Source organism: Pseudomonas sp. Arb-4-2C, assembly GCF_055755015.1.
Genome location: NZ_CM146899.1, coordinates 3,741,424 through 3,755,819 on the forward strand (window position 1 = coordinate 3,741,424; position 14,396 = coordinate 3,755,819).

The window sequence follows — 14,396 nt, forward strand, 5'->3', positions numbered from 1 at the left end:
AGAATATTCATCAATGTCCGAGGCGCTGCGCCCACGAGCTAACAGCATCTTCAATCAATGCATGGGCATGAATAAAAGCGGCCTTACCTTGACGATAGGGATCCTGTATTTCGCGTTCGCTCTGCCACTTGCCAAGAAGGAACACTTTGCCTCTCGCGTGCGAGGCGATCTTCAGTACCTGATTCATATGTTGTTTTTCCATGACCAGAATCAGGTCCGATTGATTGACGATATCGGCGGTCAATTGCCGGGCGGTGAAGCCCTCGGCGCTATGCCCGTGATCTTCCAGAACCTGGCGCGCCGAAGCTTCCATGCCTTCGCCAACCCGGGCCGCGAGGCCTGCGGAGGTCACCGAGATCGTTGAGGGGGTCAGCGCGTTACGCAGCAGAAGTTCTGCTGTCGGACTTCGGCAAATATTGCCAACGCACACGACAAGGATATTTCTGAACAAGGTTTACTTTCCTGTGTAATATCATTCTGCCAACATCTAGTGCGGATCTTAATGAACCCACTAGATCATCCTGCACTCAGAAATAGATTCGCCCTGTTAGTACCAGCGTATTAAGTACCACAGCGCCAAAAGTCGCCCAAACGGAATTACCGGACTAAAAATAACTGTGATTTTCAGTTCTTGATTTCCTGACAAAAAATAACATTTACGCACTTAGTGACACTGTTAGTTTCGAATGAGGTATCACGAGATACCTATTCGCCGTTGTCACTTCTCACCCGGAGAGCCGACATGAAGTCAGCACATCTCAAACGATTGAGCCTTTTGACCTTGCTGCTGCTCAGTACAGCCAGCCAAGTCAACGCCAGCGAGCTGTTCCCGGCATTGCCCACCCATAAAACCATTGGCGTGCAGGTCAAGGTCCAGAACTTCTCTGCCGCAGACGCCCAACTGATCAAGACCACCGGCTTCAGTTTCGTGCGCTTTGGCGTTTGGACCGACAGCCTGAACACCCAGGCCTATCAACAGCAGGTCAGCGACGCCTTCGCCGTGGCACGAGCCGCTGGCCTGCCGGTATTGATGACCCTGCGCACGACTCAGCCACTAAATACCAGTGATCTGGCAGCCGCAGGCGTCGCGTACGCCAACGCGTTGGCCAGCCTGGCGACAACCTACGGCTCGCAACTGGTTGCCATTGAACTGTGGAATGAGCCGGATCTCGACGCCTACTGGCCGACCGGGAATTTCGACACGACCTTCGTGCCATTCATGAGCGCAGCGTGCAAGACACTGCAAGACAAGCCTCAGGCCACGCCGGTGATCGGCTTCGGTTTCGCCCGGCCGCCGACTGCCGGCTCGGCGTCCACGGTGGCCCTCAACCGAATCGTCAGCCAATACCCTAAATGCCTCAACGCGATTTCCTATCATCCCTATGGCATGACGGGCACGCAGATCAGTAACGCCCAGGCGTTTATCCAGCAAAACTTCCATCTGCCGGGGGTGATCAGCGAATGGGGCATCTCGGCGCTCAGCTCCAACGGTGGGACAGAAGGTCAGGCCAGTAAAATCAGTGCGTTTGTCGCCGATATCAAAACCCGCAACATTGCGCTGACCTCCATCTATGAATGGAAAAACAGCGACACCGGCAGCAACGACCGCGAGAAGAATTTCGGCCTGCTGACCTCCGACGGTCAGCCGAAACCGGCGGAAACCGCCGTCAGAACCCAACTGAGTCAGCAATAAGCTCCTCCATGTGCTCAAGGGGCGCTGACCGTCAGATGCGTTGAACCTGCGGCCGATTTTGGCATCGTATTCATCGATACCGCGCCCCACCTTTCAAACAGCCGTTCTCAGGTTGTTGCCACCGGGGAACCCGATACGCCTTGATGCCCTTGAGTGGCTGTCAGCGCTCGGGTAATGTCGTCAAACCCACAGGACAGAGCACACCCATGACTTCCAAGCTGGAACAACTCAAACAGATGACCACCGTGGTTGCCGACACCGGCGACTTCGAAGCGATTGCCCGGGTCAAGCCGGTCGACGCCACTACCAACCCTTCCCTGCTGCTCAAAGCAGCGGCCATTCCGGCTTACGCCGAACTGCTGAACGCTTGCGTCAGCGACTGCAAGGGCGATGTGGGCCTGGCCAGCGACCGCTTTGGCGTCGCCGTGGGCCAGGAAATCCTCAAAGTGATCCCGGGCCGTATTTCCACCGAAGTGGATGCGCGCCTGTCGTTCGACCAGGACGCCGTGCTCAAGCGTGCGCATCGCCTGATCGAGCTGTACGACAAGGCCGGCATCGGCCGTGACCGCGTGCTGATCAAGATCGCTTCGACCTGGGAAGGCATCCGCGCTGCCGAGATTCTCGAAAAAGAAGGCATCCAGACCAACCTGACCCTGCTGTTCTCCTTTGCCCAGGCCGCTGCCTGCGCCGACGCCGGGGTGTTCCTGATCTCGCCGTTCGTGGGCCGTATCTACGACTGGTACAAAAAGGCCAACGGCAATGACTACACCGGCGCCGATGATCCGGGCGTGCAGTCGGTCACCCGCATCTACAACTACTACAAGGCCAATGACTACAAGACCGTGGTCATGGGCGCCAGCTTCCGCAATCTGAACCAGATCGAGCAGTTGGCCGGTTGCGACCGCCTGACCATCAGCCCGGACCTGATCGACAAGCTGGCGGCAGACACCGGCAAACTGGAGCGCAAACTCGCCCCGGGCCATGCTGGCGAAGCCCGCCTGAGCCTGAACGAAGCGCAATTCCGCTGGCTGTCCAACGAAGACGCGATGGCCACCGAGAAACTGGCCGAGGGTATTCGTCAGTTTGCCCGTGACCAGGAGAAGCTTGAGGCGCTGCTGCAGGCCAAGCTGTGATCTGAGCCACTGGAATGCAAAAAGGGCGAACCTTCACGGGTTCGCCCTTTTTTTTCGCTCGCGCTGGAAGACGCATCGTCCGAACTCTCGCCTTCGCGAGCAAGCCCGCTCCCACAGAGGGAATGCATTTCAAATGTGGGAGCGGGCTTGCTCGCGAAGGGGCCGGCCCAGACAACATCACTTCACCAGATCAATGCCGCTCGAGCGCATTCACCAGGTCGTGGAAGGCTTCGCGATTGGAATCGTTCAGCCCCATGAGGATCTTGTGCGCTTCCAGCACCTTGATCCGCACCACTTCTTCGGACTGGTCCTGATCCGGCAAGTCGTCCAGGCACTCGGGGCACGGCACCGGGTGGTTGACGATGTTGAACACCTGCTCGAAGCCCATCGACTGCAGCAGACGCGTGATGTCTTCGTGGGTGGTGACGACGGTCGGCAGCAGGCCGACCTTTTGCCGCGACAGGATCGACAGCTTGGCCAACAGGCCCAGGGTGGTGCTGTCGATGCTGCGGGTTTCGGTCAAATCGATCACGATCGCGTTGAAATTCAACGCGGTGAAGATTTTCTCAATAGTCGCATCCAACGCCGAACACAGGGTCAGGCGAACTTCACCGACGAACTTCAGGACGAAGGTGCCGTCCTGCTCGGCGAACTGGATTCTACCGGTACTCATTGAAGGTTCCTGCTCAACACCAACAGGGCGATATCATCCGGCATCTCCCCTAGCGTGGCCAATCCAAACACTTGCCGCAGACCATCCAGGCTGCCGCCCGCCGACTTCACCCGTTGAGGCAAAGCAGCTTCTTTTTCTTTGAGCGTAGGTTCTGGCAATAGATCCAGAATGCCGTCGGACATCAGCGTCAGGCTGAAGGTCGCAGGCAGCTCAAGCACGTGATCTTCGTAGGTGGCCTCATTGAACAGGCCCACCGGCAAACCACGGCCTTCGAGGTAACGAACACTGTCAGGCGTGTACAACACAGGCAACGGCAGATGGCCGCCGATGCTATAGGTCAACAAACCGGTCTCCTCGTCGATGACTCCACCGACCATTGTGACGTGTTTGCCCAGCTTACAACTGATCAGCCCCCGGTTGATATGACCAAGAACTTCCGAAGGCTTGAATTCCGGCAACGTACCGTTGCGTTTGGACTCGAACAGCAGGCGCGTGGTCATGAACTTCAGCAGCACGGTGACGAACGCCGAAGAGGCGCCATGGCCTGACACGTCGGCCAGATAAAACGCGACCCGACGCTCGTCGACCCGGAAATAGTCGACAAAATCACCCGACAGGTACAGCGACGGGATGATCTGGTGGGCAAACTGGAACTCGTCGATGCGCCACGGACTTTCCGGCAGCATGTTCATCTGCACCTGGCGACCGGCGTTCTGGTCTTCCTGGAGCAGGTTCAGGCTGGCTTCGAGTTCGCGGTTGGCCTTCTCCAGCTTCTCGCGGTAGCGCTGGTTCTCCAGCAGCAGGCGCGCACGATCCAGCGCCCGACGCACAGAGTGCTCGAGCACGGCCAGGTCTTCGAGAGGCTTGATCAGGTAGTCCGCCGCACCCAGGCGCAGCGCCTCGACCGCGTCGTTCATCACGCCGGCACCCGAAACGACGATCATCGGCGTTTGCGGTGACCGCTCGGTGACCTGACGGATGAGTTCGAGACCGCCCATCTGCGGCATGCGCAGATCGCAGATGACCAAGTCGGGCTTGTCTTGCTCGAATACCTGAAGACCCTGTTGGCCGTTGCTGGCCTGCAGGACGCTGAAACCACTGTCTTCCAAATAGGCCGCGAGGCTCGCGCGCACTACTTCGTCATCATCGATTATCAGCAGCGTGGCACTGGTTTTTGGCATGTGGGCAAACGGCGCCAGAATTAGGTTGGCGTAGCAGGCGGGGCATTGGCCCGGCTCAGACTACTGGATTCGCTTTCTAGCCTCTCTGCTGCACCGCTTTCGAGCATTGGCCCGGAACGCGATTGCACCAGAGGTGCCCTTCTAAGGCGCAGACGGTACTCCCATCCGCGGGGCGTTTCAAGCATGCGCCGATGGTCGCTTGACGACTTTACTTGTCAAATCACCGAGAGTTATAAGAACAGCTCAAACCGTAACCCAATGGAAGGACAAAGCCATGAGTCAAACCGGTCGAGACTACAGCGAAAAGCGCGATTTCATCCGTATGCGGGTCGATGCCGATGTCGTGTTGATTCATGAAGGGGACGAGGTGTCGGGCGTGTGCATTGACCTCTCCAGCAGTGGCATGCAGGTTGAAGCGCCGCGCCAGTTCGCGGTTGGCGACCGCTTGAGCGTGCGCATCGATTCCGATCACGCAGCACTCAGCGGGCTGGAAGCGGAGACCGAGGTGGTCTGGGTCAAGGCCCAGGAAGGCGACAGCCAGAAGCTTGGCCTGACCATTCTGAAGATGAAATAAGCGCACACAAAAAAGGCGGCCCCAAGGGCCGCCTTCTCTTTATCGGTCGAGATTAAAAATCGTCTTCGACCTGACCATCCTTGACCTTGAACTCGCGGTTCTGCAGGTACGCATTGCGGATGAAGGTGTACTTGTCGCCGCTGATCAGCTTCTCGCTCGACAGCAGGCTGGCGCGGGTGTCGACGATGTTCAGGCCGAACGTCGAGTTACGCACCGGGATGTCGTTGATGTAGCGGTACGGGGCAGTGTAGCTGTCGACATACTTCGAAGGCGCATCACGCAGGGTGCTTGGACCGAGCAACGGCAGCATCACGTACGGACCGCTGCTGACGCCCCAGTAGCCGAGGGTCTGGCCGAAATCTTCGTCGCTGCGATGCAGGCCCATCTTGGTGCCGACGTCGAAGAAGCCCAGCAGGCCGAAGGTGGTGTTGAAAATGATTCGTGCGGTATCGACGCCGGCCGCTGCAGGTTTGGCCTGCAGAATGTTGTTCGCCAGGTTGGTGACATCACCGACGTTGCGGAACATGTTGTGAATGCCGTCTTCGAGGAACTGCGGCGTCACGTATTCGTAGCCCTGCGCAATCGGCTTGAGTGCGTAGGTGTCGACGAAGTCGTTGAACTGGAAGATCGGGCGGTTGACGCTTTCCCAAGGGTCTTCTTCCGTTGCGGCGTTGGCGGCAAACGGAACCAGCAAGACGCTGGCACATACACATAGCTGAGCGAGAGGGTTGCTCCAGCGCATAGAAAAGCTCCTTGGATTTTTACTGGCGCGGGCACCGTCGGCCCAAGCATCAAGACCGCTAGTATAAGCGCAAAAGCTATTTTAGGCAGTCCACCCGTGAGCAGTAATGTAGGACGTTTCCTGAAGCCCCTTTCATACGCTTGTCATCCAACTGTCACCGACGCCCCCTAGCCTCATGACTATTTCAGGGACGTTTTCATGACACACGCTGAAGCCTTGCCTGTCGCCGCACCCGGCCTGACCGCCGTGCTGTTCGGACTCAGCGGATGTCTGGTGGATTTCGGTGCCCGTGCCCATCAACACGCCAGCGCGCTGCCCGAGCACGCCGACGCCACACCCGGCGCCCTCGACAGCCTGCTCAGTTTGCAGCGCCAGCAGATTCCCTGTGCGTGGATCGATGAGTTGCCCCCTGCCCTCGCGCAACCGCTGTCGGCCCTGCTGCCGGCGTGGATCAAACCGACGCAATATTCAGCAACAATCAATCCATGGCCGGCGCCGAACGCCTGTTGGCAAGCACTGATGGGGCTGAACGTGGGTCGTCTGGATGGCTGCGTGCTGGTCAGCGGCGAGCCGCGATTGTTGCAATCGGGCCTCAACGCCGGGTTGTGGACCATTGGCCTGGCGTCCTGCGGCTCGCTGTGCGGCCTGTCGCCGAGCGAGTGGCAAGCCCTGAGCCAGAAGGAACGCGAACAGCGCCGCGCCAAGGCGACCCTGCAGTTGTTTGGTCTGGGCGTGCATTCGGTGATCGATCATCTGGGCGAACTCGATACCTGTCTGGCCGACATCAGCCTGCGCCGCCTCAAAGGCGAAAAGCCCTGATCGGGATCATGCAGGCTGGAGCAGAGTGGATTAATCTAAAGGTCAGCCATAGACCTTTGGCGCGCGGCTGCGGTCAATGCCAGTGCCTCTTGATAAAAGGAACCACACCATGCCCGCCCAAGAACTGCAAAAACAACTCGACACCCTGCGCGAGCAATTGGAGCAGAATCCGCCGCTGTCCGAAGCCGAGCGTGAAGATCTGCATGCGCTGATGGCGCAGATCGAATCGGAAATCAAACTGGAGAGTGCCACGCAGGACGCCAGCATCGCCGACGGCGTAAACCTGGCGGTCAACCGCTTCGAACTCGAACACCCGGCCATCGCCGGCACCCTGCGCAACATCGTCAATGCGCTGGGCAGCATGGGGATCTGATCGCCCTGCGCTGAAATGCAAAAAGCCCTGCCATCACTGGCAGGGCTTTTTCATTTCTACGATTTGCAACACCGCCTCCTGTGGGAGCGAGTCTGCTCGCGAAGGCGTCGTGTCAGTCGACATCATCGTTGAATGACAGACCGCATTCGCGAGCAGGCTCGCTCCCAGATTGGAGCGTCCACACTCGGGTATTTTATTGACGCACCAGACGGTGGTTCGGCAACTGCACGGATTCAGTGCTGCGATACGGGTTGATGTCCAGGCCGCCACGCCGCACATACCGTGCAAATACCGTGAGCTTCTGCGGCTTCAGCAAGCGCTGCAGATCGAGGAAAATCCGCTCCACACATTGTTCATGGAAATCCGAATGCTGGCGGAAGCTGACGATGTACTCCAGCAGGCTGGCGTGATCCAGCGCCGCGCCGCGATATTCCACCACCACGCTGCCCCAGTCCGGCTGACTGGTCACCGGGCAGTTGGATTTGAGCAGATGGCTGTGCACGCTCTCTTCGACAATCTTCGAATCATCGCAACGCAGCAGTTCCGGACGCGGATGCTCATAGTTGCTGACGCTGATGTCCAGGTCATCGATGCACACGCCCGGCAATGCCACGACGCCTTCGGCTTCGACATCCTTCAGGCTGCGCACCCGCACGCCCACTGGCTTGCCGGCCGCGGCAGACAGGTCCTTGACCAGCGTCGCTTCCAGGCTGGCGATGTCGGCAAACGGCGTCTGGTTCAGCGAGTTCAGGTACAGCTTGAACGACTTCGATTCGATGATGTTTGGCGAATCGGCCGGAATACTGAATTCACCAATCGCCACCACCGGTTTACCCGACGGCAGCAGCCACGACAGTTCGAAGCAGTTCCAGAAATCCACGCCTTGGTACGGCAGGGTTTCGGCGGTCAGGCCCAGTTCGGCCCACTTCGCGGTGCGCGGGATCGGGAACAACAGGGACGGCGTGTACGTGGCGATGTATTCGCTGGATTTGCCCAGCGGCGAATGTTCGGCTGCGGGATGCATGGCGGAAACCTGACTGAAGAATCAGCGGATTCTACCAGCCTTTGCTCACGCCTTTGAGTGCTTACTGACTGACAGTCAGTTTGCCAACCATGCCTGCCTGGTAATGCCCTGGAATATTGCAGGCAAACTCAAGGCTGGTGGCCTTGCTGAAGGTCCAGGTCAGTTCAGCGGTCTTGCCCGGCTCGACCAGCACGCTGTTCGGGTCGTCGTGCTTCATGCCGTGCCCCATGGCCGAGTGATCCATGCCCGTCATGTCGTGGGACATTTCTTTCATCGCAGTAGGCGTTAGCATGCCGCTTTGCTGCATCTGCAGCATTTCCTGCTGGTGTTGAGCATGCATCGCCGCATCACCGAGGTTGAATTCATGCAACAACTGGCCTTTATTCACCAACACAAAGCGAACGGTCTCACCGGCCTTGACTTGAATCGCCTTCGGGTCGAACGACATGTCGTTCAGCACCACCTCTATGCTACGGGTGGCCTTGGCCGCCGGTGCCGGTTGACCGAAGTCATAAGTGTGCGCGGGCGCCGCCCAGACAGGTGAACTCAGCGCCAGCAAACAGGCGGCGACGGCCAGAGGGTTGCGCAAAAACATAGTCATACTCCAACAAGATAAGGTTCAGCCTGTGGGAAACTCTAGCCCGCCTGCGCTGGCAGCTACCTGACAGGCAGATTACAACTTTGTCAGGTTGGCGCCCGTCGCCCTCTCTCACGGTATAAAGCTTTCGTTTGCAAAACACCGAATCACCGCGAAAACCCGAGCCTCCCATGAAACTGCTGATCGTCGAAGACCAACCGAAAACCGGCCACTACCTGCGCCAGGGCCTGACCGAGGCCGGGTTCAACACAGAACTGGTGGCCGACGGCAACAGCGGCCAGCAACTGGCCCTGAGCGGTGATTATGCGCTGCTGATCCTCGACGTGATGCTGCCCGGACGCAGTGGCTGGCAGATCCTGCAAGCGGTGCGCAGCGCCGGTCTCGACACGCCGGTGCTGTTTCTGACCGCCAGGGATGCCGTGGAAGACCGGGTCCATGGCCTCGAACTTGGCGCCGACGACTACCTGGTCAAACCGTTCGCCTTCTCCGAACTGCTGGCCCGGGTGCGCAGCCTGTTGCGTCGGGGCAGCGTCACGCCACAGGAAACCAGCCTGCAACTGGCCGATCTGCGCCTGGACCTGATTCGCCGTCGCGTCGAACGCAGTGGCCAGCGCATCGACCTGACCGCCAAGGAGTTCGCCTTGCTGGAAATGCTCCTGCGCCGTCAGGGTGAAGTGCTGCCAAAATCACTGATTGCCTCGCAAGTCTGGGACATGAACTTCGACAGTGACACCAACGTGATCGAAGTGGCGATCCGCCGTTTACGCCTGAAGATCGACGATGATTTCCCCGACAAACTGATTCACACCGTACGCGGCATGGGCTACGTGCTTGAAGAGCGTCCTGCCTGATGCGTTACCTGTCCTTGAGTTCGCGTCTGGCCTTGCTGTTCGCCGCCTGCACCGCCGTGGTCTCGTTGTTTGCCGGGGTGCTGTTCAGCCGCGCCAGCGAAGCGCACTTCGTTGAGCTCGACCAGCAACTGCTGGACGGCAAGCTGATCGGCCTGCGCCGGGCCTTGCAGGATGTGCAACCCGGTCAACGCGAGGCACGGCTGGCGGATGAATTGAGCCGCCAGGCCGATCTGGCACTGCGCATTACTGGCAGTGACGGCCAGCGCTGGTACGACAGTTCGACGCAGATCCCCACGGCGCTGCCGAAACAGTCCGGCCTGGCGACCGTGAGTCAGGAAGGCACTGATTATCGGGTGCTCAACGCCCCGCTCTACCCGGACAAGACCGACTCGCCACAATTGACGCTATTGCTGGACATCACCCACCACCAGCATTTCCTGCAGCGCATGCAGCATCTGATCTGGCTGACTGTCGGGCTGTCGGCGCTGGCCACCGCGTTGCTCGGTGCCTGGGCTGCGCGCAGCGGTCTGCGTCCACTGCGGCGCATGAGTGCGGTCGCCCGCGGGATTTCCGCACAATCGCTGAATGCCCGACTGCCGGAAGCGCGAATGCCGCCAGAGCTTGCGGAAATGGCCCACAGCTTCAACGCCATGCTCGGACGCCTCGACGACTCGTTTCAGCGACTGTCGGCATTCTCGGCCGACATCGCCCATGAACTGCGCACGCCGCTGTCGAACCTGCTGACTCATACCCAAGTCACCCTCACCCGCCCGCGCCCGCTCGAAGATTACCGCGAAGCGCTGCACAGCAACCTCGAAGAGTTGCAGTGGATGGCGCAACTGGTCAACGACATGCTGTACCTGGCCAAGGCAGACCACGGCTTGCTGATGCCCAAACGTGAAGCGCTGGAACTGGCGGAAGAGAGCGATGTGCTGCTGGAGTTTTTCGCGCCATTGGCCGAGGACGCCGGCGTGACGCTCAGTCGCAAAGGTCACGCGCGTATAGAGGGTGATCGCAGCATGCTGCGTCGGGCCTTGTCGAATCTGCTGGATAACGCGCTGCGCTTTACCCCGGCGGCGGGCAGCGTGCGGCTGTCCATCGTCGATCAACCGGATGCCGTGCAGGTGTTGGTCGAGAACAGTGGCGAAGGGATTTCAGCCGAACTGTTGCCGCGGTTGTTTGACCGGTTTTATCGGGCGGATCCGGCGCGGCAGGAAGGCAGCAGCGAGCATGCGGGGTTGGGCTTGGCGATTACGCAATCGATCGTCCGGGCCCATGGTGGGCGGATTCGTTGCGAGTCAGAGGCGGGATGGACGCGGTTTGTGATCGAGTTGCCCAATGGGGATTGAGGCCAGCAGTTCCGGCCTCTTCGCGAGCAAGCCCGCTCCCACAGTGGATTGAGCTGAATTACAGATCCATTGTGGGAGCGGGCTTGCTCGCGAAAGCGGTGTATCCGCTTACGAATATCTCAGCGCGTGAGCCGGCTCGATCTTCGCCGCCCGCAACGCCGGGTACACCGTTGCCAGGAAGCTCAGAATAAAGCCCGCCGAGCAGATCAACAGCACATCCCCACCCTGCAACTCCGAAGGCAGGTTACTGACGAAATACACGTCGGAACTGAAGATATGCTGCCCGGTGACGCGCTCGACCCAGCCGACCATCTCACTGACGTTCAGCGCCGCGATCACGCCGAGCACGCCGCCGATGATGGTGCCGACAATCCCGATCACCGTGCCCTGCACCATGAAGATCGCCATGATCTGCCGTGGCGTGGCACCGATGGTGCGCAGGATCGCGATGTCCGCGCCCTTGTCGTTCACCACCATGATCAGCGTGGCGATGATGTTGAACGCGGCCACCGCGACGATCATCAGCAACAGCAGGCCGATCATGGTTTTTTCCATTTTCATCGCACTGAACAGGCTGCCCTGGGTGTGGGTCCAATCGTCAGCCTTGAACTCGGCACCCAGGCCTGCGGCGATGTCCGAAGAAACCTTCGGCGCGGCGTACAAATCCTTGACCGCCAGACGCACGCTCTGCACCTGATTCGGCTCCCAGTGCTGCATGGTTGCCGCGTCGGCCACGTGGATCAGACCCATGGAGCCGTCCAGTTCGGCACCGACCTTGAACACTCCAACCACGTTGAGGCGCTGCATGCGCGGGGTGATGCCACCCGGCGCGGTGCTGACTTCCGGCACGATCAGGGTGATCTTGTCGCCGACATTGAGGCGGAAGCGGCGCGCGGTGATTTCACCGATCACCACGCCGAATTCGCCCGGCTTCAAGTCATCGAGACGGCCCTGCACGATGTGCTGGGCGACGATCGATACCTTGCCTTCCTGGGCCGGGTCGACGCCACTGATCTGGATCGGCTGCATCAAGCCCTTGTAGGACAGCATGCCTTCCATTTCGGTGAACGGCACGGCGGCGGTCACTTCAGGATTCTTCAGCGCGGCGGCGGCTACCGGCTGCCAGTCATCAATCGGCTTTACGCCGACGATGGTCACGTGCGGCACCATGCCAAGGATGCGCGAGCTCATTTCGCGCTGGAAGCCGTTCATCACCGACAGCACCACGATCATCGCCAGCACGCCGAGGGCGAGACCGATCATCGAGGTCATCGAGATGAACGAAACAAAGCGATTGCGGCGCTTGGCGCGGGTATAGCGCGTGCCGATAAAGATCGATAACGGTCTGAACATTCGCTGGGGCACCGTATAAAAATAAAAGACCCGATGCCTTCACAGGCAGCGGGTTTCGGTCGGTCAGATGGGCGTCAGGCAGCCTTCCTGCAATTGCAGGACGCGGTCCATCTGGCGAGCCAGGTTCATGTCGTGAGTCACCACCAGGAACGCGGTGCGCATCGAGGTGCTGAGTTCCAGCATCAGATCCTGAATGCCTTCGGCGGTGTGCGAGTCTAGGTTGCCGGTCGGCTCGTCGAGCATCACCAGGCCTGGATTGTTCACCAGTGCCCGGGCAATGGCCACACGTTGGCGCTCGCCACCGGACAGTTCCGCCGGTTTGTGTTCCAGGCGATGGCCCAGCCCTACTCGCTCGAGCAACGCCGTGGCACGCTGACGCGCTTCAGGGATCGCGGTCTTGCCGATCAACAGCGGCATGCAGACGTTTTCCAGTGCGGTGAACTCCGGCAGCAAGTGGTGGAACTGGTACACGAACCCGAGAGCACGGTTACGCAGCAGGCCACGCTTCTTCTCGCTCAGCGCCGACAGTTCTTCGCCGTCGAGCCAGACGCTGCCCTCGGTCGGCGTGTCGAGACCGCCCAGCAGGTTGAGCAAAGTACTTTTGCCCGAACCGGATTTGCCGACGATCGCGACACGCTCGCCCGGGTGCAACTCCAGTTGCAGACCGGCCAACACTTGCACCGACTCCGGGCCTTCCTCGTAGGATTTGCCCAGGTTGCGGCAGCTCAAGATTGCTTTATCACTCATGCCCGACTCACTCATAACGTAGCGCCTCCGCCGGCTGGGTGCGCGCAGCACGCCAGGCGGGATACAGGGTGGCGAGGAAACTCAGGACCAACGCGGCGGCGCAGACCATGACCACGTCCTGGCTCTGCACCTGCGACGGCAGGTAATCGATGAAGTACACGTCGGCGTTGAGGAACTTGTGGCCGATCAGCCCTTCCAGCGCCGAAATCGCGGCGCTGACGTTCAACGCGGCAAAAATCCCGACCACGGCGCCGATGGCCGTACCGACCACGCCAATCACCGTGCCCTGCACCATGAACGTGCGCATGATCGTCCCCGGCGTGGCGCCAAGGGTACGCAGAATGGCGATGTCGCCCTTCTTGTCATTCACCACCATCACCAGCGTGGAAATGATGTTGAACGCGGCCACCGCGACGATCAGCAGCAACAGCAGGCCGATCATGGCTTTTTCCATGCGGATCGCCTGATACAGGTTGCCGTGGGTGCGGGTCCAGTCGCGGGCGTAGTAATGGTCTTCGCCCAGCTGCTGGGCGATGGTCCAGGCCACGCGTGGCGCCTGGAACAAGTCATCGAACTTCATCCGGATGCCCTGCACCTGATCAGGCTTCCAGCGGTGCATCTTCGCCAGATCCTGCAGGTTGGTGACACCCAGATAGCCGTCCAGCTCACCGGCGCCGACATGGAAAATGCCGACCACGGTAAAGCGCTTCATGCGCGGGAACATCCCGGCCGGGGTCACGCTGACCTCCGGCGCGACGAAGGTGACCTTGTCACCGAGGCCCACGCCCAGCTTGGTCGCGGCCTTGTCGCCGATGACGATGCCGAAGCTGCCCGGCGTCAGGTCGTCGAGTTTGCCCTGCTTCATGAAGTTGTCGATGATCGACACGTTGCGCTCAAGCGCAGGGTCGATGGCGTTGAGCAACACCTTGGACACCTGACCGTTGTTGGTCAGCAAACCCTGCATCTGGGTGAACGGCGCAACGGCCGTCACCTCCGGGTTGCGTTTGACCTTGGCGGCCAGGCTTTGCCAATCGTTGATCGGCTCGCCAGATTCAAGGGTCGCGTGGGGCACCATGCCCAGCACGCGGGTGCGCATCTCATGATCGAAGCCGTTCATCACCGATAGCACCACGATCATCACGATCACGCCAAGGGCGAGCCCGATCATCGAAGTCAGGGAAATGAATGACACAAAATGATTGCGACGCTTTGCACGGGTATAACGCGTGCCGATAAATACGAAGAGAGGTCTGAACATGTCGGGGCTTGTTCGGAGGGAAAAGGAA

At 59.8% G+C, this 14,396-nt stretch carries 16 protein-coding genes; 7 read left to right on the plus strand and 9 right to left on the minus strand.

Going from position 1 to position 14,396, the window contains the following annotated elements; all coding sequences use genetic code 11:
- Positions 1–10 precede the first annotated feature (10 nt).
- On the minus strand, positions 11–451 hold the full coding sequence (locus AC0J41_RS16865; protein WP_081794885.1) for a low molecular weight protein-tyrosine-phosphatase: 441 nt from the start codon (positions 449–451) through the stop codon (positions 11–13).
- A 291-nt stretch (positions 452–742) separates the two neighbouring features.
- Between AC0J41_RS16865 and AC0J41_RS16870 the strand changes: the two genes are divergently transcribed.
- The gene (locus tag AC0J41_RS16870; protein ID WP_025111082.1) at positions 743–1,693 is read left to right on the plus strand and encodes a glycosyl hydrolase family 5; all 951 of its coding nucleotides are present in this window, start codon (positions 743–745) and stop codon (positions 1,691–1,693) included.
- Positions 1,694–1,899: 206 nt separating this feature from the next.
- Positions 1,900–2,826, plus strand: coding sequence for a transaldolase (gene tal, locus AC0J41_RS16875; RefSeq protein ID WP_025111081.1), 927 nt, complete (start codon positions 1,900–1,902; stop codon positions 2,824–2,826).
- A gap of 190 nt (positions 2,827–3,016) precedes the next feature.
- Here the strand turns inward: tal and rssC are convergent, their stop codons facing one another.
- Entirely contained in the window at positions 3,017–3,499 is a 483-nt protein-coding gene (gene rssC, locus AC0J41_RS16880; RefSeq protein WP_003226553.1) for an anti-sigma factor antagonist RssC, read from the minus strand.
- On the minus strand, positions 3,496–4,680 hold the full coding sequence (gene rssB / locus AC0J41_RS16885) for a two-component system response regulator RssB (protein WP_025111080.1): 1,185 nt from the start codon (positions 4,678–4,680) through the stop codon (positions 3,496–3,498). Before rssB ends, rssC begins: the two co-directional genes overlap by 4 nt.
- Before the next feature lie 274 nt (positions 4,681–4,954).
- Between rssB and AC0J41_RS16890 the strand changes: the two genes are divergently transcribed.
- Positions 4,955–5,254: a PilZ domain-containing protein gene (locus AC0J41_RS16890; protein WP_025111079.1), complete on the plus strand. Its 300-nt coding sequence runs from the start codon at positions 4,955–4,957 to the stop codon at positions 5,252–5,254.
- Positions 5,255–5,306: 52 nt separating this feature from the next.
- On the opposite strand, the gene AC0J41_RS16895 is transcribed toward AC0J41_RS16890, so the two are convergent.
- Positions 5,307–5,996, minus strand: a complete 690-nt coding sequence (locus tag AC0J41_RS16895; RefSeq protein WP_025111078.1) for an MlaA family lipoprotein — start codon at positions 5,994–5,996, stop codon at positions 5,307–5,309.
- A gap of 198 nt (positions 5,997–6,194) precedes the next feature.
- Here AC0J41_RS16895 and AC0J41_RS16900 point away from each other — a divergent pair, with 198 nt between their 5' ends.
- The gene (locus tag AC0J41_RS16900) at positions 6,195–6,815 is read left to right on the plus strand and encodes a hypothetical protein (RefSeq protein WP_025111077.1); all 621 of its coding nucleotides are present in this window, start codon (positions 6,195–6,197) and stop codon (positions 6,813–6,815) included.
- 109 nt (positions 6,816–6,924) lie between these two features.
- Entirely contained in the window at positions 6,925–7,188 is a 264-nt protein-coding gene (locus AC0J41_RS16905; protein WP_473013100.1) for a DUF4404 family protein, read from the plus strand.
- Between the two features lie 193 nt (positions 7,189–7,381).
- Here the strand turns inward: AC0J41_RS16905 and queF are convergent, their stop codons facing one another.
- Both queF and copI read right to left on the minus strand, forming a co-directional pair.
- On the minus strand, positions 7,382–8,212 hold the full coding sequence (queF, locus tag AC0J41_RS16910; RefSeq protein ID WP_473013101.1) for an NADPH-dependent 7-cyano-7-deazaguanine reductase QueF: 831 nt from the start codon (positions 8,210–8,212) through the stop codon (positions 7,382–7,384).
- 61 nt (positions 8,213–8,273) lie between these two features.
- Positions 8,274–8,807: a copper-resistant cuproprotein CopI gene (copI, locus tag AC0J41_RS16915; RefSeq protein WP_473013102.1), complete on the minus strand. Its 534-nt coding sequence runs from the start codon at positions 8,805–8,807 to the stop codon at positions 8,274–8,276.
- Between the two features lie 173 nt (positions 8,808–8,980).
- Between copI and AC0J41_RS16920 the strand changes: the two genes are divergently transcribed.
- Both AC0J41_RS16920 and AC0J41_RS16925 read left to right on the plus strand, forming a co-directional pair.
- Positions 8,981–9,661 carry a heavy metal response regulator transcription factor gene (locus tag AC0J41_RS16920; RefSeq protein ID WP_473013103.1) on the plus strand — a complete coding sequence of 227 codons (681 nt, stop codon included), beginning with the start codon at positions 8,981–8,983 and terminating at the stop codon, positions 9,659–9,661.
- Complete coding sequence (locus AC0J41_RS16925) at positions 9,661–11,010, plus strand: heavy metal sensor histidine kinase (protein ID WP_473013104.1); 1,350 nt, start codon at positions 9,661–9,663, stop codon at positions 11,008–11,010. The genes AC0J41_RS16920 and AC0J41_RS16925 overlap by 1 nt, the downstream gene beginning before the upstream one ends.
- Before the next feature lie 108 nt (positions 11,011–11,118).
- Here AC0J41_RS16925 and AC0J41_RS16930 read toward each other — a convergent pair whose 3' ends face one another.
- From AC0J41_RS16930 to AC0J41_RS16940, 3 genes are all read right to left on the minus strand, one after another.
- Positions 11,119–12,363: a lipoprotein-releasing ABC transporter permease subunit gene (locus AC0J41_RS16930; protein WP_473013105.1), complete on the minus strand. Its 1,245-nt coding sequence runs from the start codon at positions 12,361–12,363 to the stop codon at positions 11,119–11,121.
- A 63-nt stretch (positions 12,364–12,426) separates the two neighbouring features.
- Positions 12,427–13,110: a lipoprotein-releasing ABC transporter ATP-binding protein LolD gene (lolD, locus tag AC0J41_RS16935; RefSeq protein WP_473013106.1), complete on the minus strand. Its 684-nt coding sequence runs from the start codon at positions 13,108–13,110 to the stop codon at positions 12,427–12,429.
- A 7-nt stretch (positions 13,111–13,117) separates the two neighbouring features.
- On the minus strand, positions 13,118–14,368 hold the full coding sequence (locus AC0J41_RS16940; protein WP_025111069.1) for a lipoprotein-releasing ABC transporter permease subunit: 1,251 nt from the start codon (positions 14,366–14,368) through the stop codon (positions 13,118–13,120).
- Between the last annotated feature and the right edge of the window lie 28 nt (positions 14,369–14,396).